Here is a 15,294-nt window from a genome sequence, read left to right on the forward strand (position 1 = left end):
CCGATCATGGTATCTAACGTTCTCCTGAACACCATCTCGGCTCTTCAGTTCACGTTGTGCGCAAATTAACTTACCGTCAGGACCTGGCTTCACGTTTTCGATATTGGAATACAGCACGCAACCCGGTGCGTACTTCTTCAAAACGATGCTGTCTTCATTCGTAAAGATCTCAATTGGATATTTAATTTCTACCCCAAGGTTCCTCCGTAACTCAATTGGAATTATTTCATTTTCTCTCTAAACCGAACTCATCTTCAAGAACTCCTTGCATGACATTGCCCGTCTCAATGACGTCTCTGATTTCTTGCCAAACTTTTTTAGCACTTTCCTTTCGTTTTTCAGGGGAAATGTGTTTTGACATCGATAGCCTCTCTAATGCTGTCCCTGCTTCGGCAAGTTGTTTGAGTAATAAGTCTTTTAGTGCTGCAGGATGTAAATCCAGATTTGGTACATCCTCTAGAATGTTGGAGATGTATCCACCTGTTCGCGCATCAGCAATCTCAAGTGCAAGCTTCCAAGATAGACTAGATACGACAGAGTCAAAACCACTCGGTAATGGGCGCTCTCCGCTCTCAATCCGAGCAAGAGCTGTACGATCAATTGGAATTCGATTTGCAAGTTCTTCTTGAGTTAAGTTCTTTTCTCTTCGAAACGCTTGAATGGCTTGTCCAATTGCGATATTTTTCACCACCTCTCCAATTAATGTGACAAATTAGCACAAGACCACTATAGATTTGTGACACAGAAGCAACTTAAGATGAAATTAACGGATGATCGTTGCATCATCTCCTCTCCCCGCAGCCGCTGACAACTTTCTCCGTCAGCGGATTTTTATTGAGCGATACGATGATTCTGGCTTTCTTGCTGTTTCATCCAGCTCTCGATGGTTTCCATTCGGAAAAGGATGCGTGCGCCGACTTTGAAGTGTGGGATTTCTTTCTTGCGAACCATTGTGTAGATGGAATCGCGATGAACTCCTAAGTAAGATGCGATTTCGTCGACTGTTAGTGTCTTACGTACGACTTGTTGGTCCATTTGATCACCTCCTTTATAGTTACGCTGAAATTGTCTCATTCTCATTTTCTGAGAATTTTTCCACAAAAAAATAGCTTGGATTTAAAGATAATCCTTTAGTACAAACCAAAACATACTCTTCGATGCTCATTAAGGCGATTCCATTGATAATTCTATAAAATCTCTTTGGTTTAATTTCGGAACGACTTGCAACAAAGTTCATTCTCAAACCATTGGAATCGATATATTTTCTAATCTGTTCCACTACAGACATATGATTCACCCCTTTCTCATTTTATGAGAACTCCTATCTCAATATTAATTCTCATTTAATGAGAAGTCAAGATTTTTTTCTCTAAATATGAGAATATTTTCTCTGAAAATGAGTATTATGTTATTATTTTCTCAGAAGGAGGGAAGATGATGTCTTCTCTTGGAGATCGATTGAAACAAGCTAGAGAACGTAAAAATTTAAATCAAATCCAGGTATATGAGCGTACAAAAATTAACAATAAAACTCTGAGTAGATATGAAAATGGTGGTAGTGAGCCAGACATTTCTACTTTAAAAACACTTGCATCGCTTTATGAAGTTTCAGTCGATTGGCTAACTGGCCAGGATGTAAAACAAAGTGGAAGTAACTCGATTGACCGCGCCTTCTTCGGTGGCGCCGACCAGTACACCGAGGATGAACTGGAGATTGCCCGCGCCGCGGCGCAGGCTGCAGTTGAGGCTTATAGGAAGGGTTTGAACAAAAAGAAATAACAAATATCTGTCTCAGAAAACTTGCCTATAAAACATGCAAAAAGACCGAATAAAGCCTCCCTGTTAACAGGCGCTTTATTCGGTCTTCTTGCTATCTTTGCATATCAAAATAATAATACTCCATTTAGATGAGGTATCTCTTTCTTTTATTAGAATGTATCTTCAAATAATCTTCCTTTATTATCATCACTATCATCCAAGACTAAAGCTATATTAGTATCTGTAAATTGAAATGCATTTCCCATATCGTCTAAAGGGATATCATCTTCAATTACTGTGAGAATGTATTGGATATCATATTTCTTACAAACCTCATTAATTACTTCTAGGTATTGTAATTTCTTTCTTCTATCCAGACTTTCAAGACTTCCATCATGGTATACAAATCTATAAAAAGAATGTTTGTTATAATTAATAAGTAGGGCAATATCAAAACAAACACAAAGTATTTTTTTATAAGTATGTCCTTTGTCTTTAGATGTAGTTTCTTCATTATTTAAATTTGCTATTTCTGCTTTGAAATCGATATTTCCAACTGTATTAATTCCTATAGATAGTATTCCAGGCTGATTTATTATTTGTTTCATTAGACTATTAAAAGTAAGTCTGATATTAGTATATAAATTGTTTTCCTTAGATACTTCCTTAATAATTTCATCATTAGCTTCTAAGATATCATCTCTCAAATCTTTTAATTTATCATTGGCATTTTTTATTAGATCGATGTTTTGTAACTGAAACTTAAATCTTTCTATTTCTTTTTCTACACCTATAAGCTGAGATTGATAATTTTTGAATTTTTGAAATGTATCCTTCTCTTTCAAAAAAGATAAAAGTTCTGATCTTTTATTATTTAAGTTCTCTAATTCTACATTTACATCAACTAACTGGATTTCTTTGGATACAAGGATATCAAATAAATGCTTATTTCTTTCTGCTGTCACTCTTTCATTAAATTTTATTAGACTTTGATAGTCCCTCTTTAATTGTTCTGAAAAATATATCTTTGACTCTGAAAAGATTTGTTCGACTTCCTCAAGATCAAATGATGATTTAATCCTCAATGACTCTTTAATTTTATCAATTTCAAAATTAAGTGAATATTTTTCTGAATTATACTTTGAAATTATCGATTCTAAATCTTCAATTAGTGATTTATTAATATCAGATTCTTTTTGATAAAAGTCAAAATTATCTACATGTAAAGATAACTCATTTCGTTCTTCCTCTTTTATTTTAATAAGACCATTAATTTTATCAACTGCCTCAGTATTAATAGAAAATTCATTTTCTAATCTATTAATCATTTTTTCCTGCTCATTTGCCTCGTCATGAAGCTTGTATTTATTTATCACACATTCATCATTAAATCCTAATAAATTAAATAAAAATGGCTTCCAATCAATATCTTTACCAGCAAATTTACTTAAATGAAAAACCTTATTATAATCTTCTTGCGTTCTCAAAAAGTAATTAACTGTCTGCCTATAATCGTAAGACTGTAAAACATTAAAATCAAGTAACTTGTCGAGTATAATTTTTGGGTTTTTATCTGGAAATTTGCTTTTAAGGGGCAGATCTTTATAATCCCAATTTAAAAGATCGACGAAGTCCTGATCTTTTTCTTGATGTTTTTCAATTGATATTTTGCTTGGATTTCCAACCGATCTCTTAACAGTTATGTAATTTCCATCATTTAATTTTATTTCTAAAAAGAAAACATAATCATTAAATTTCTTTTTATGCTTCACAAATATATGTTCTTTATTAATACTCTTAAGCAACAAAAAGTCAATAATAGTAATTAATGTAGTTTTCCCTAAATTATGAGTGTCTTTATCACGATCGTAACTTTTAGTAACTTTGCCTAATATAATATTTAACCCCTCAGAAAACCTAGAGACTTTAAAACTCTTTTTATTTGAGTATATTTTCATAATTTTCATATTCTATCAACTCCAACGAATCCGTATCTTGATGATAATCCAATTTTCCCAATAAATACAAAAAATTCAAAGATGGCAAAAAACCATAACTTATTATATCACCCTTCTGTGTTAAAATTTTATTGTACAACTCGTCATATTTAATTACTTTTTGTTCATTAAGTACTTTTAAAATTAGACCACTTATCGTCAACACAGAATTATCTAAATTAAAATATTTATGTGGCTTTATCATATTTGTCTCCTATATCACAATTCCAATACATAAAATGTATAAATACCCATATTAGATTTCTATCGGATCTTAATTTATCAATATTCCTTAATAAAATATAATCTACTAAATATATTAAAATCTCTTCAAATTTATTAAAGTCACTTCTTTTAGAAGTGATTTTAAATTGCAATTCATCGGTTGTTGATGTGTACATTTTTAGGAACTTACGATTTCTCGGATCTGCCAAAAAATTTTTAATTTTCGAGAAATAACTTAAATGCTTATCACGAATGTGTTTAAAATACTCATCTGATAAATTATTGATAACATTTTTTATCTCTATTTCAGGTCCATCCAAATCAAAGTTATCCAAACTGCTTTTAATATCTTCACACTCTTCAGCGAAAAATAAGATTAGATCTTTAATATCTTCTTCATAGAATGTCAGTGGTTGCTTAATGAATATTTTTTCTTCATTATTTAATAATACTTGATTAACATTATTCTGAATATGAATATCCTCTTTTATCTCAAGTCCTTTTCCCTCTAATATCGCCCTTATTTTTGAAATACTAATCGCGGACAAAGAAATAGCTTTTTTTCCTGCAAGAGATTGAGTTATTACTACCCCGGCTAATCTATTTTCTACAAATAAAGGAGCACCTGATAGACCAGAAAAATCATCAATCCTTGAATTCCCAATATCTAGAACGAGATCCCACTCAAAAAAATTAGTCATATCCGGTTCAACTTTCCTACTGATATGTCCATCACACCAATTACTTGTGCTCCATTTAACAAGTGGATAACCATAAGTAGAAAATTGATGATCTTTTTTTGGATCAAAATCAACAAAACATAAATTTACAGAATCGATACTTTCATTTAATTGCAATATTGAAATCGGACCTAATTCATCCCTATTCCCAATAGGGACAGCCGTTCTTTCTATTGGTACATTCATAATATTCAGAAACTGTAATCTTATTGTTAAATTTTCATCAAAATAATTTGCTATTGAGTGTGTTGCTGTAACTACTTTATCATTGGAGACAAGAAAGGCAGTAGCCTTTTCATCCTCTTCCTCTTCGCCACAAAATAATCTAGCAACTGCTCTTTCTATCTCAATAGTATTAATACTCATTAGTTTCTCCTAAAGTAATTATTGTAGATTCACCGCTACTTGGAATTTTCAAATCATATTTATATTTTAATTTAGACTCTTCATCATTAATTTTGCTTAAAATTGGATTGGGATAATTTAAATATATCTTTCTTGTATATAAGGTATCCCTCGTTACAATCTTCGCGAGTGTTGCCATATCTGGATGTTCATTCTTCATTCCATCAGTAGATACTAAGTAATTTTCTGAATCAATCAATTCGTATAATTCTGATGGATTATTCCTACCACTGCCATGATGTGGAACCTTTATAACATCAAAATTCGGCAAATAATCTTCTTTTTCTATTAGTTCTTTAATTTTCTCAATAATAATATCCGAATGAGAGTCAGCTAAAAATAATAATTTAAAGTTTAAATATTCAATTATAAATGATATCGATGAACCATTTGTTGGAGATCTATCTTTTTCCAAATTAGTTTTAGAAAGAATTTCTAAATCTGATACTACTTTTTTACTTGATATATCTCTATTTTCATCTATGCTATCTATTTCAGGTCGAGAAAGCATATAAAATTCAAATGCATCATCAAAAATTTTGTCATCAGTTAATTTAAAACCTAATTTATAAGAATTTAGTTGGTTTTTCCATACCGTTCGTAATCTCGATAGTTTTTTTGCATTTGGTGAAAGTATTCTAATTTTTATTTTTTCATTAACTTGAACAATATCTTTACAGTCTACATTAACAGCTTTCATATCTAGATGAGTATTCCAGCTGTATGCCCCGCTATATAATAACGCTGCCAATGTAGAACCTTGCCTACCACTAATATCTTTACTTTCATTATTTTCATTCTCTCTACTAGAGCTCATTGTTGTAATCATAGATTTTAAAATTATACGTTCTTCTTCTGAGATACTATTTTTAGATCTCTCCATTTCAAGATGTCTGTAACTGTTATACCAAACTTCAGCGATTTTGATAATTTGAGGATTATTTGAGTTTCCATTTTTTTTCAATAACTCTAAAATACCTAGGATATGGTCCTCATCTATATGGCTAACTACCAATAGATCAATTTGTTCATTATTTCCAGATAATTCAATCAATCTTTTCTCCAAATAATCTGTATATGTATCTTCAAGTCCTCCATCAATTAAAATGTTAAATTTGGGATTTTCACCTAACGTAATCAAAAAGGAATCGCCTTCTTTTGCAGGAAACATTTCTATTTTTACTGACATTAAAAGTTCACTACCCCCTATAAATTGAATATATTCCCATAATTTTACCACACCACATTCGACCTGAATAGACATTTTTTGTATCTTTAGAACTAGGACGATGCTATAATTTATGGGAGACATTACTATATAAAGAGGTTAATTACTATATATTTAATATCGAAAACGGAGGAACATCATTAATGGAAGATGAGAATCAAGTCAATACAGAGATTCAATACATTGGATTTTGGAAGCGAGTTCAGATGCATATCTTGGACTTATTAATTATTGGCATTCCCGCCGTTCTGTTGTACAGATTCTCACTAAATACTTCAGTAAAAATCGGCTCAGTCTTCCCTTTCGTTATTTATTGGTTGCTTTTTTGTGCTTTCTACGTGTTAATGGCGGTCAAGTTTGGTGGTACCCCAGGAAAATTACTTAGTAAAGCTAGAATTGTAGACAAAGACGGAAACTTTCTTCATATTGGTAGTGCCGCAATTAGATATCTGCTCTTTTTTCTTTATTCGATCATTATGGTACTCAAACTAAAAGAAGGAATTGATTTAAAAGTCAATTCACATGATATTAGTCACTTCTTAAGTACTCATAAAGGAATAATTTCATCAATCGGGAATTTTATTGGAGTTATAACTTTCATTGAATGTCTTACTGTTGCATTCAATAACAAAAAACGGGCAGGCCACGACTTTGCTGCCAGGAGCTACGTAGTTTCTTTGGATACTTATAAACGAATGAAAGAAAAGCATGAGTCTCGAATAGATTTATCGCATGAAGATAACACAAGTACAAGTTCACCGGTATTTAAAAGCCTGGGAAAAGCTGTTCTGTGGATTATAATAGGCCTTATTATCTTTTTGGTTCTAGTTGGAGTTATTCATTTCATATCAACTCAGAATGATTAAAGGAGAACAATTTTGTTTATCAGACTCTTTAGCAAGATATACTTCAAGCTTTCATCACTTAAACAGAATATCAAGACACTCCCAGGAGACCATAATACGTTTGACGAAAATTGGGTTGCAACAATCCGATTAGAAATCGATGAAGTAGAATTATTCCTAAATAATATAAGATCATTAATTGAAAGTGGTTTCGAGGATACAGAAATTTTCACTGTCACTTCAATGATTAGGGAACTCAGAAAAAGTGATGAACAAGAAATGCATTTAAATATTTTCTATAACGGAGAGCTTACTGGATTTACGATTATTGTTTACAGGCTGCCTAGCTCACTTATCGGTTTAGAATTTGTCACTGATAAAGAACTGGCAGAACAGATTCAAGGAGCAGCAGAGTTGTATGAAAATCCACAGGATAAAACATTGCATTAATTTAGGAGGCCCTCTATGTTTAAAGCAGGCTTTATTCTTTCTACCAATGCACATATCGATGCTGCAGTGCACAATAGATCCTAGTTTATCAAAGAAATACTAAAGGGAAAATGGAACCTTTATTCGAAGGTGGAGTCATTGAATCTCAATTCGAGACATCAGTGACTATAGCTGGAGGATATTTTTTGAAGAAGAATTGTGAGTTTAGGATTGTATAATACTTAATTTGGAGTGAAATATGACTTTTTACGGAATTCAGCTACCTTTAATAATTATTGCAGCTATAACTGCTTTCATCGGATATCAGTTTAATTTTAGAGCAAAAAGAAGAGAAGTTTTTCTAAAGGAAATCTCAATCAGCTATAACGAAGTGTACTTTCCAATGTATGAGCTTTTGAGAAACATAAAAGCAACTGAAGAAAAAGCTACACAGTTACTACTCTTAGATGAGTTTTTCCAGAAATTTAGTGGTCCCGAATCAAAAGTAAGATTTATTGGCACAGGTACGAAATTAGAATATTATTATGAGTTTGAACTTGCTTATAAAAAACATGAAACAAATCAAACTAGAACAAATGAGAATGAACTTTTCCAGAAATTCAATTTATTCAATTCAATGATGAATGAAGAATTTTGGGAAGCGCATGAAATCATTTACGAAGATCATTTGAAATTTAAAAATTTATTCAATAAGAACCCCTTTTTGATAGCAATATTTGAATTAGTCAATTTTGTTCAGAATACAATCAACTTCTTTGTTTGGACTAGTCTTTTTATTCTTTATTTTTCCGTTTGGAATAATTACCAACGTTGGAATGTAATTCCGGAATGGTGGAGTCTTAATATCGCTATACAATTGTGTTTATATTTAACTGTTTTTTCTCTTATCACAAAAACAATTTCTCATCAAATAACTAAAAAAAACAGGAGAAAAAACACAATTGTAAAGGGGTTAATCAAAAAGTTGTCTTTTAAAATCAAAAAACTATTCATCCAAATAATAAACCAACAGCGTAACTAAAGTAGCTGTTGGTTTATCTATATTTCTATAAAAGTGAGCATGAGTTTAGAATGTCTTCCAACATTATTTTAGTACAACGTGATACTCCCTGTCTTTAATTACCGAAGAAAGATACCAATTCCCATCTTCATCTTTTATAGCTTGTTGCTTTATCTCAACAGTTATATCCATGCTTTCTTTTATAATAGCTTCACTATTTATTAATCTGGGATGCCATACCCAAAATTCTAAATTGTAATTAATTATAGCTTGCTTTTTGTCGTTATTGAATAAGATTTCATTAACTTCATATCCATTACACTTCGACCCGTTACTTCTTGTTATGGCTTTTACAAACTCGTGAGCACTACTTGAAAAAGCATAACCTTCAATTAACCTATTAATTTTCAACTCAGGAGCTTCGTCTTTATCGATTTTAATATTTACTTTGCGTGTATCTTCATCCCAACTAACTACTGCACCAGAGACTTCTGCAACAAATCTGAGTGGTACAAGTGAAACACCATCAATAATTTGTGCAGATTCATTAAGAAAATAGGAGATGTGATTTGCATAAGCACTTCTGCCTCCTATTACCATCCTGATCTCATTTCCATGACGTTGAGCTGTGATACTTTGAGTTGCTTGGTCCCATTTTACTGAATAGCCTAGCTTTTCAAATATGGGTCTGAATTGAACCAAAGTATTCCCATTAACTAAAAGTGGACTTTGGTCAAAATTTACTTGTTCATCATTAATAAAAACAGTAATAGTAGGCTGAGAAGTCTCAGCGTGCACGCTTGGAGCAATTAAGAATAGCAGTAAAGTAAAGATAACCATTGACTTATATGTTCTCAATTTCAAGTAATAAAACTCCCCATTATCTTTTTTGTTATTATGTTTATTAATATCTGCTAGCTCTTTTTGATTTTCTTCGCTGCTTCAATGATATCAATAATTTTTTCCAGGTTTACCTTGTCAGACAAATATTTCTCTTTATCATGTAACTTCTTTGCAAGTTCAAGTGGGGTGTTTCCTTCTCGATTTATCCTGTTTACATCTGCACCATAATCTATTAATATTTGTACAATTTCAGGGTTCTTACCATAGATAGCTGAATTTAGCTCAGTCAAATCCGATTTAGGTGATCCTATTCTATGATTGGCATCTGCTCCATTTTCCAAAAGTAATTTGATCATCTCTAAATTCTTATGAAAAATCGCCATATCCATATTAGACTGAATTCACCTCTACTTAACTCTATTCAAAATGATGATTCAAGTATTCCTTAGATCATGGCGAGTTTCATGTTGAATAGCAGTTCTTCTTTTTCTTCGTTCGTATTTTCAACTTTCAATTGCGAATAGTCCTAACATCCCTTAGAATAGTTGCGAGCTCATGCGTTCGTATAATCGTTCCACGACAATCATAATCTCACCAGGAGTGTTCCGTTGCGGTTAATTCAACTATTGTTCTACGAGGAAGCTTTCGCAACAATTTATGAATCTCATTTTTAAACTTAATTAGAGCTTCCCCTAGTTTGATTCCGTTAGTTAGTAGTAGTGATCTGGCTGTAGACACTCTATTTTCATATAAAGTTTAAAATCAGAATGGAGGACTACTACATTGAGAAGTGAACAAGAAATGATGAGTATGCTTTTGGATTTTGCTATGAAGGATAGTAGAATCCGATTGGTAACTTTGGAAGGGTCACGTACAAACAAAAATATTCCCCGCGATGCCTTCCAAGATTTTGATATTTCTTATTTTGTGACAGATATGGATTCTTTTAAGGAAAATGATCAATGGCTAGGTACTTTCGGGAATCGTACGATGATGCAAAAACCAGAGGATATGGAGCTTTTTCCGTCGGAATTAGGTGATTGGTTTTCCTATATCATTCTTTTTGAAGATGGGCATAAATTAGATCTGACACTTATTCCAATTAACGAGGTAGTGGATTACTTTACCAAGAGCGACGGTTTGGTTGAAGTCCTGCTTGATAAGGATACTCGTATCGAGAATGAAGTGATCGCTGACGACAGTCAATACTGGATTAAAAAGCCTACGGCAAGAGAATTTGATGATTGTTGTAATGAATTCTGGATGGTTTCAACTTATGTAGTAAAAGGATTAGCGAGAAAAGAAATCCTGTTTGCTATTGACCATTTAAACGAGAATGCGAGGCCTAATTTGCTGCGAATGATGGCTTGGCAAATCGGCTCAGAACAAGGTTATTCCTTTAGCTTAGGAAAAAATTATAAATTTATAGATCGTTATCTTCCAAATGAAGATTGGGTAGCATTACTATCAACTTATTCTGAGAATAGCTACCCCAATATGTGGCAGTCTCTATTTACTTGTCATGAGTTATTTAGAAAATATGCTGAAGCTGTGGCAGTAAGTCTCGGATATACGTATCCAGAGTACGATGAAGCAGCCTTAACTTTCTTAACTAACGGACAATACATCTAATTTCTTGATTAGGTTTTCCACCGATAATTACAAAGATTGGGACCATTTTCAAAATGTTTCGTAAGCACTTTTAACTACTAAAGGTATCGCTCCTAAACCTGCTCTTTCAGCTGCTGGAATACCAGCTGGAAGAGCTGCTGTGGCAGCATTTCGTATAATTTCTTCTGCCTGAATTGCCGCTGCAGCTCCACATCTGTTGATTTCTGCTTTACTACACCTTCTAGTGATTTTGGCTATTTTACTAATTAAAATATTTCCAGAAATTATTTTTTCCCATAAAGTACATTCAACCAATGAACTCCCGTAGGGATCTGCCCATAGCTTTCGAAATCAATCAGATCAACATCCGATAGCTGGCTCATTCTCTCCAAGTCTTCTAAATATGCGGTACCCTCAAGTTCTGTAATCTCGAATGACATAAACCCCGATTGATTAAGACCCGTTAGTGGCATTACTTCCAATCCAGGATCATACCAGCTAAACGTGTACTCTTCTCCACTTTTCTTAATGCCGGCCCCATAAATTTGAGAAATATTTAAGTTATAGTTATCTACTAGCCCATCTATTCTTGGGTAAATTCCTTTGTTTTTAAATGTAACGGCAAATCGGACTCTATTTCCGCCCTTTTGAGCATCTTTTAATCGCTTTGCTGACTCTTGCTTGTAGGTTTCGAGCTTCTCAGCGGAATCAATCAAAACATAGCTCTTCACCTTAGCCTTATCAACTTCTTCTTGCCATGCATATTGCTTGAATGGACTATTGAAGGATTCTGAAAAGTTATAGTCCCTAAATTTTTTGTCTAATTTTTCTGCGGTATCGAACGTAATGGTCGCAAGTTCATCATCTGTTTTGTATAAATCGTTTAAAGTTCCATTGGGTTGTAAATATCTTTGCAAGGAACGAAACGATATTCGCGAATCTTTTTCTACAGTATGGAGCCACGCTGTATAGAACACGTAAGGCGTTTCACTTCTCAAACGAGACGTGTCCGTAACGGATAGTTTGATTTCTTCTCCCTCTGTATAGGTGGCAAGCTTCCTAGTAAATTTTGCCCCTGGCACATTAGTGAACATTAGCTTTGATCTTAATTCATCGGAATCTTCCACTTTGTACGCTAACGCAGGGATAAATTGCTGAAATATATCATCGCTTTGAAACATCTTTAATTTTTGATCATCCCATTTTATCGTACTTTTTGTCATTAGCAGCTGATTTTCGACCCTTTCTGCTTCCATGACTGTACTAGACGGATTATCCCAGTTTGAAACTGAATCCGCATAAACGGTTGTACTTAACAACACATTTAAAGCCACTATGGCGGCTGCCTTTTTCCATTTAGACATTTAGAACACTCCTCTCTTACCCATATTAACATTACAAACCTAATTTTTCCATATTTCCCTTTATCGAAAAATTTCTCCAAAAGTTTTGATCCCGATAATTTCTTTGATAGCAACGTGCGCTCTAGTACTATTCAAATTTAGTACTTCTTTACAATCTTTACCGATGCTATGATTCGTTAAAAGGATGGTGCCATTTTGAATCATAAATTAAAAATTACTTTTAGCATTCTGTTATATGTTTTCGGGATACTGCTTTGGAGTTATGCAACTAAGAAACCTGGAGAAGGGTTCAGTAATTTGGGGTGGGGGATTTTAGGCCTTGCTGTCACAACACTCGGCGGTGTTTGTACAGTAGTTTCAATTATTCAGTTAGCTGTTAACTGCTCCTTTTTTCAATTCAACAACGACAATCAACCCTTTATTCTCAGAAAACTTCTCAGCTTCTTCTCCTATTTTCTGTTAAGCATTCTGTTCATCTTCATCTTAGGATTTGTAGCATTACTTGCCTTAGAAGCTATGGCTTGATTTCCCCCTAGTCCAACCACTTTTTCTCCCTTAAAAGACACGAATTTTTCACACATCCTCCACTAAATATGTTAAATTGATCATATAACCTATTTGGAGGAAACACCATTGAAGCCCGCTACGGAAAAGCTTGTAAATCAGCATCGTGAGTACCTGAAAGAGCACCCTAACGAATTACTGGTAAGCGCTTCCATTTTTGAGCACATGTTTGTTTATTTCACGCAAACACTAGGTCTGGACGAACATTCAGCGCGGCTGCATGTTGACGATGTCAAAACCGATGTTTCATGTGACATTGTATCCACCATCGCTTCAAGTAAAATCGACATCCTATCCTGATTCCTATCACAAAGAAGAGGCCTTCCTCTTCTTTTTTCTATTGTGCCCGGCTGCATAGCTTGTAGAAATAATGGCATACTACTGACGTAAAATGGATTGGCGGAAACTTCCTGCCATGAACTGAAACGTAAGGAGTGCATGCTGTCATGCTTAATGAAATAGAAAACTTAACGAAGCAGCTTCATCAAATGGAAATGTCTTATTGGTTCCATCATGATATATTCACTTTTCAGTGGTGGTTTATTGTTGTGGTGAATGTCCTGTTTTTTTTGGCACTTCTATTTTTGCTCGATAAAGGCAGAGCGCTAAGAATCATGTTGGCTTTTATGCTTAGCTTTGTCATTTTAGGAACTTTTGATCAGATTGGTCAGTATTTTGAGTTATGGAGCTACGCTCACGAATTCATTGCTTTCACCGAAAATTACAATGCTGTAGACTTTCTAGCTATCCCGAGCATATTTGCTTTGACGTACCAAATGTTTACATCTTGGCGGATATTCCTTGTCGCAAGTTTGTTCGTTTGTTTATTTAACGCCTTCATTGCTGAGCCTATCTTCGTGGCTCTAGATATTTATCACCTAGATCACTGGAACTATTTCGGCTCATTTATCATCTTATATTTTGTTGTGATTCTTGTTAAAGCTCTAACTGATCTCGTTGGCAGGAATAACACGACCGATGATTATCGATCCACAACACAACAAGTATTTCAGCGGAAGCAAAAGGCTCGTTAATCGTTGAAAAAGACTAAACAGAAAAATCCCCACTTGCCATAAGGCAAGTGAGGATTTTTTTATAGGCTCGGTGGGGGTCGAACCCACAACCTACCGGTTAAGAGCCGGTTGCTCTGCCATTGAGCTACGAACCTGTACTTCACAGTTCGTTAATAATACCACATGATCCTATCTTGGGTCAATCATTTATTCTTGTTTAATCTCCGCCGCCACCGCCTCCCCCACTATCACCTCCACCACCTCCGCTATCGCTCCCGCCGCTGCTCGAAGAAGTGTCATGATGGTGGTGATGATGACCGCCTGAACCGTGGCCATGATGATGGTTGTGCTGGTGGTGACTTCGATTGTTATCATCCGCCGTATCATTTAGGAAGAAACTCGAGCTATCCTGATGGTCATGGTTGGAAGTTCCTGTTCGTTTGCCATTGTTCTTCAAGGCACCCACGATACTGAAAATTACGATCGCAATGATAACGAGAAAGATAAAACTCATTTGAGCAACCTCCTAGATGGAACAATTTTCCTATATACTTATTCTTCACAACGTTATAAAGTCCTCTAAACTTCTTGATTGCCAATATCCGCTGCGTCCGTTAGAATATAAAACAGATCATACGTTCTTATCCTGTTTTATAGAAGGGGTCCACATGTCCATCGAATTTGCAGCTCTAACTGATTTTCTTATAAAATCCAAGAAACAAACCTACGCTTCACATGGCGACGAGGCTGTCGTTCGTTCTTTTCTCAATGGATCCAAACAATTAGAGATTCGTTCCGGTGACTATTTATATCGGGATATTTACTTTGGTTTCTCTTTCTTCGCCGGCCAGGAAATGATTGAATACCAAGATCGGCCTATCTGGTCGATGGTTTACTCCGGCGGCATCACCGTGCCCAATGCTTCCCGGGAAACTACGGTCCACCTGTATTCTTTTCTGCGGGATGCTTTGAGAGCCGTTGATGGCGAGTCTCCTTATCGGGGTCCACAATCATTCCAAGCCAATGCTTATTTGTATCAAAATGAAGTTAGCGGAACTTTTGAACGCTTCACTGGCTATGAAAGTATTCAAGCCAACGATGTGAAAATGTATGAATTAACATACAGCGGCGGGATGATTCTTTAATAGTAGAAAGTTTTTTTGCAAATGGTTTGTTCCATCCTGCCTATTTCTTGTGTTATACTGGTCTCACGAACATACATTCTCAACAAACTCATCTAACCGTTAGAAA

21 protein-coding genes and 1 tRNA gene are annotated in these 15,294 nt (G+C 34.4%); 9 read left to right on the top strand and 13 right to left on the bottom strand.

The genetic code is table 11. The features are described from left to right. Window positions 1-226: 226 nt before the first annotated feature. From LOZ80_RS13790 to LOZ80_RS13800, 3 genes are all read right to left on the bottom strand, one after another. Window positions 227-688, bottom strand: a complete 462-nt coding sequence (locus LOZ80_RS13790) for a helix-turn-helix transcriptional regulator (protein WP_238171951.1) — start codon at window positions 686-688, stop codon at window positions 227-229. Between the two features lie 143 nt (window positions 689-831). Continuing rightward, window positions 832-1,035 (bottom strand): helix-turn-helix domain-containing protein, encoded by a 204-nt coding sequence (locus LOZ80_RS13795; RefSeq protein ID WP_238171952.1) that lies wholly within the window; start codon window positions 1,033-1,035, stop codon window positions 832-834. A 19-nt stretch (window positions 1,036-1,054) separates the two neighbouring features. Next, window positions 1,055-1,288, bottom strand: coding sequence for a hypothetical protein (locus LOZ80_RS13800; protein WP_238171953.1), 234 nt, complete (start codon window positions 1,286-1,288; stop codon window positions 1,055-1,057). A 146-nt stretch (window positions 1,289-1,434) separates the two neighbouring features. On the opposite strand from LOZ80_RS13800, the gene LOZ80_RS13805 reads away from it, so the two are divergent. Continuing rightward, window positions 1,435-1,779: a helix-turn-helix domain-containing protein gene (locus LOZ80_RS13805; RefSeq protein WP_238171954.1), complete on the top strand. Its 345-nt coding sequence runs from the start codon at window positions 1,435-1,437 to the stop codon at window positions 1,777-1,779. A gap of 149 nt (window positions 1,780-1,928) precedes the next feature. On the opposite strand, the gene LOZ80_RS13810 is transcribed toward LOZ80_RS13805, so the two are convergent. From LOZ80_RS13810 to avs1a, 4 genes are read right to left on the bottom strand one after another with little or no spacing between them, the layout of a single operon-like run. Then, window positions 1,929-3,725, bottom strand: a complete 1,797-nt coding sequence (locus LOZ80_RS13810) for a DUF2326 domain-containing protein (protein WP_238171955.1) — start codon at window positions 3,723-3,725, stop codon at window positions 1,929-1,931. Further along, window positions 3,697-3,960 carry an ABC-three component system middle component 8 gene (locus tag LOZ80_RS39495; RefSeq protein WP_443147026.1) on the bottom strand — a complete coding sequence of 88 codons (264 nt, stop codon included), beginning with the start codon at window positions 3,958-3,960 and terminating at the stop codon, window positions 3,697-3,699. Before LOZ80_RS39495 ends, LOZ80_RS13810 begins: the two co-directional genes overlap by 29 nt. Beyond that, window positions 3,944-5,086, bottom strand: coding sequence for an ABC-three component system protein (locus tag LOZ80_RS13815; RefSeq protein ID WP_238171956.1), 1,143 nt, complete (start codon window positions 5,084-5,086; stop codon window positions 3,944-3,946). Before LOZ80_RS13815 ends, LOZ80_RS39495 begins: the two co-directional genes overlap by 17 nt. Continuing rightward, window positions 5,076-6,365: an AVAST type 1 anti-phage system MBL fold metallo-hydrolase Avs1a gene (gene avs1a, locus LOZ80_RS13820; RefSeq protein ID WP_238171957.1), complete on the bottom strand. Its 1,290-nt coding sequence runs from the start codon at window positions 6,363-6,365 to the stop codon at window positions 5,076-5,078. The genes LOZ80_RS13815 and avs1a overlap by 11 nt, the downstream gene beginning before the upstream one ends. Window positions 6,366-6,496: 131 nt before the next feature. Between avs1a and LOZ80_RS13825 the strand changes: the two genes are divergently transcribed. The 3 genes from LOZ80_RS13825 (at window position 6,497) to LOZ80_RS13835 (ending at window position 8,669) form a co-directional block, all read left to right on the top strand. Continuing rightward, the gene (locus LOZ80_RS13825; protein WP_238171958.1) at window positions 6,497-7,219 is read left to right on the top strand and encodes an RDD family protein; all 723 of its coding nucleotides are present in this window, start codon (window positions 6,497-6,499) and stop codon (window positions 7,217-7,219) included. A gap of 12 nt (window positions 7,220-7,231) precedes the next feature. Further along, a complete protein-coding gene (locus LOZ80_RS13830; RefSeq protein WP_238171959.1) occupies window positions 7,232-7,648 on the top strand; it encodes a hypothetical protein in 417 nt (138 codons plus the stop codon). A gap of 238 nt (window positions 7,649-7,886) precedes the next feature. Continuing rightward, window positions 7,887-8,669, top strand: coding sequence for a hypothetical protein (locus tag LOZ80_RS13835; protein ID WP_238171960.1), 783 nt, complete (start codon window positions 7,887-7,889; stop codon window positions 8,667-8,669). 63 nt (window positions 8,670-8,732) lie between these two features. Here the strand turns inward: LOZ80_RS13835 and LOZ80_RS13840 are convergent, their stop codons facing one another. Together LOZ80_RS13840 and LOZ80_RS13845 are read right to left on the bottom strand one after the other, a co-directional pair. Further along, window positions 8,733-9,512 (bottom strand): copper amine oxidase N-terminal domain-containing protein, encoded by a 780-nt coding sequence (locus tag LOZ80_RS13840; RefSeq protein WP_238171961.1) that lies wholly within the window; start codon window positions 9,510-9,512, stop codon window positions 8,733-8,735. A 50-nt stretch (window positions 9,513-9,562) separates the two neighbouring features. Then, window positions 9,563-9,880 carry an ankyrin repeat domain-containing protein gene (locus LOZ80_RS13845; RefSeq protein WP_238171962.1) on the bottom strand — a complete coding sequence of 106 codons (318 nt, stop codon included), beginning with the start codon at window positions 9,878-9,880 and terminating at the stop codon, window positions 9,563-9,565. Window positions 9,881-10,274: 394 nt separating this feature from the next. On the opposite strand from LOZ80_RS13845, the gene ant(6) reads away from it, so the two are divergent. Further along, the gene (gene ant(6) / locus LOZ80_RS13850; protein ID WP_238171963.1) at window positions 10,275-11,123 is read left to right on the top strand and encodes an aminoglycoside 6-adenylyltransferase; all 849 of its coding nucleotides are present in this window, start codon (window positions 10,275-10,277) and stop codon (window positions 11,121-11,123) included. A gap of 48 nt (window positions 11,124-11,171) precedes the next feature. Here the strand turns inward: ant(6) and LOZ80_RS13855 are convergent, their stop codons facing one another. Then, window positions 11,172-11,417, bottom strand: a complete 246-nt coding sequence (locus LOZ80_RS13855) for a hypothetical protein (RefSeq protein WP_238171964.1) — start codon at window positions 11,415-11,417, stop codon at window positions 11,172-11,174. Beyond that, on the bottom strand, window positions 11,387-12,466 hold the full coding sequence (locus LOZ80_RS13860; RefSeq protein WP_238171965.1) for a hypothetical protein: 1,080 nt from the start codon (window positions 12,464-12,466) through the stop codon (window positions 11,387-11,389). The genes LOZ80_RS13855 and LOZ80_RS13860 overlap by 31 nt, the downstream gene beginning before the upstream one ends. 195 nt (window positions 12,467-12,661) lie before the next feature. On the opposite strand from LOZ80_RS13860, the gene LOZ80_RS13865 reads away from it, so the two are divergent. The 3 genes from LOZ80_RS13865 to LOZ80_RS13875 all read left to right on the top strand — a co-directional run bounded on the left by LOZ80_RS13865 (window position 12,662) and on the right by LOZ80_RS13875 (window position 14,064). Then, the gene (locus tag LOZ80_RS13865; protein WP_238171966.1) at window positions 12,662-12,991 is read left to right on the top strand and encodes a hypothetical protein; all 330 of its coding nucleotides are present in this window, start codon (window positions 12,662-12,664) and stop codon (window positions 12,989-12,991) included. 108 nt (window positions 12,992-13,099) lie between these two features. After that, window positions 13,100-13,330 (top strand): hypothetical protein, encoded by a 231-nt coding sequence (locus LOZ80_RS13870; protein ID WP_238171967.1) that lies wholly within the window; start codon window positions 13,100-13,102, stop codon window positions 13,328-13,330. Between the two features lie 146 nt (window positions 13,331-13,476). Continuing rightward, window positions 13,477-14,064: a CBO0543 family protein gene (locus tag LOZ80_RS13875; RefSeq protein ID WP_238171968.1), complete on the top strand. Its 588-nt coding sequence runs from the start codon at window positions 13,477-13,479 to the stop codon at window positions 14,062-14,064. Window positions 14,065-14,126: 62 nt separating this feature from the next. On the opposite strand, the gene LOZ80_RS13880 is transcribed toward LOZ80_RS13875, so the two are convergent. After that, a tRNA-Lys gene (locus LOZ80_RS13880) sits at window positions 14,127-14,198 on the bottom strand. 62 nt (window positions 14,199-14,260) lie between these two features. Then, entirely contained in the window at window positions 14,261-14,557 is a 297-nt protein-coding gene (locus LOZ80_RS13885; RefSeq protein ID WP_238171969.1) for a hypothetical protein, read from the bottom strand. 154 nt (window positions 14,558-14,711) lie between these two features. On the opposite strand from LOZ80_RS13885, the gene LOZ80_RS13890 reads away from it, so the two are divergent. After that, the gene (locus LOZ80_RS13890) at window positions 14,712-15,188 is read left to right on the top strand and encodes a DUF5680 domain-containing protein (protein WP_238171970.1); all 477 of its coding nucleotides are present in this window, start codon (window positions 14,712-14,714) and stop codon (window positions 15,186-15,188) included. The last annotated feature ends 106 nt before the right edge of the window (window positions 15,189-15,294 follow it).

The sequence above is a fragment of the Paenibacillus sp. HWE-109 genome (assembly GCF_022163125.1).
In the GTDB taxonomy this organism is placed as follows: domain Bacteria; phylum Bacillota; class Bacilli; order Paenibacillales; family NBRC-103111; genus Paenibacillus_E.

Coding starts and splice junctions, on each gene's coding strand:
- LOZ80_RS13795 (WP_238171952.1), bottom strand. CDS start 1,035: ATGGACCAACAAGTCGTACGTAAGACACTAACAGTCGACGAAATCGCA.
- LOZ80_RS13800 (WP_238171953.1), bottom strand. CDS start 1,288: ATGTCTGTAGTGGAACAGATTAGAAAATATATCGATTCCAATGGTTTG.
- LOZ80_RS13805 (WP_238171954.1), top strand. CDS start 1,435: ATGATGTCTTCTCTTGGAGATCGATTGAAACAAGCTAGAGAACGTAAA.
- LOZ80_RS13810 (WP_238171955.1), bottom strand. CDS start 3,725: ATGAAAATTATGAAAATATACTCAAATAAAAAGAGTTTTAAAGTCTCT.
- LOZ80_RS39495 (WP_443147026.1), bottom strand. CDS start 3,960: ATGATAAAGCCACATAAATATTTTAATTTAGATAATTCTGTGTTGACG.
- LOZ80_RS13815 (WP_238171956.1), bottom strand. CDS start 5,086: ATGAGTATTAATACTATTGAGATAGAAAGAGCAGTTGCTAGATTATTT.
- LOZ80_RS13825 (WP_238171958.1), top strand. CDS start 6,497: ATGGAAGATGAGAATCAAGTCAATACAGAGATTCAATACATTGGATTT.
- LOZ80_RS13835 (WP_238171960.1), top strand. CDS start 7,887: ATGACTTTTTACGGAATTCAGCTACCTTTAATAATTATTGCAGCTATA.
- LOZ80_RS13845 (WP_238171962.1), bottom strand. CDS start 9,880: ATGGATATGGCGATTTTTCATAAGAATTTAGAGATGATCAAATTACTT.
- LOZ80_RS13860 (WP_238171965.1), bottom strand. CDS start 12,466: ATGTCTAAATGGAAAAAGGCAGCCGCCATAGTGGCTTTAAATGTGTTG.
- LOZ80_RS13875 (WP_238171968.1), top strand. CDS start 13,477: ATGCTTAATGAAATAGAAAACTTAACGAAGCAGCTTCATCAAATGGAA.
- LOZ80_RS13885 (WP_238171969.1), bottom strand. CDS start 14,557: ATGAGTTTTATCTTTCTCGTTATCATTGCGATCGTAATTTTCAGTATC.
- LOZ80_RS13890 (WP_238171970.1), top strand. CDS start 14,712: ATGTCCATCGAATTTGCAGCTCTAACTGATTTTCTTATAAAATCCAAG.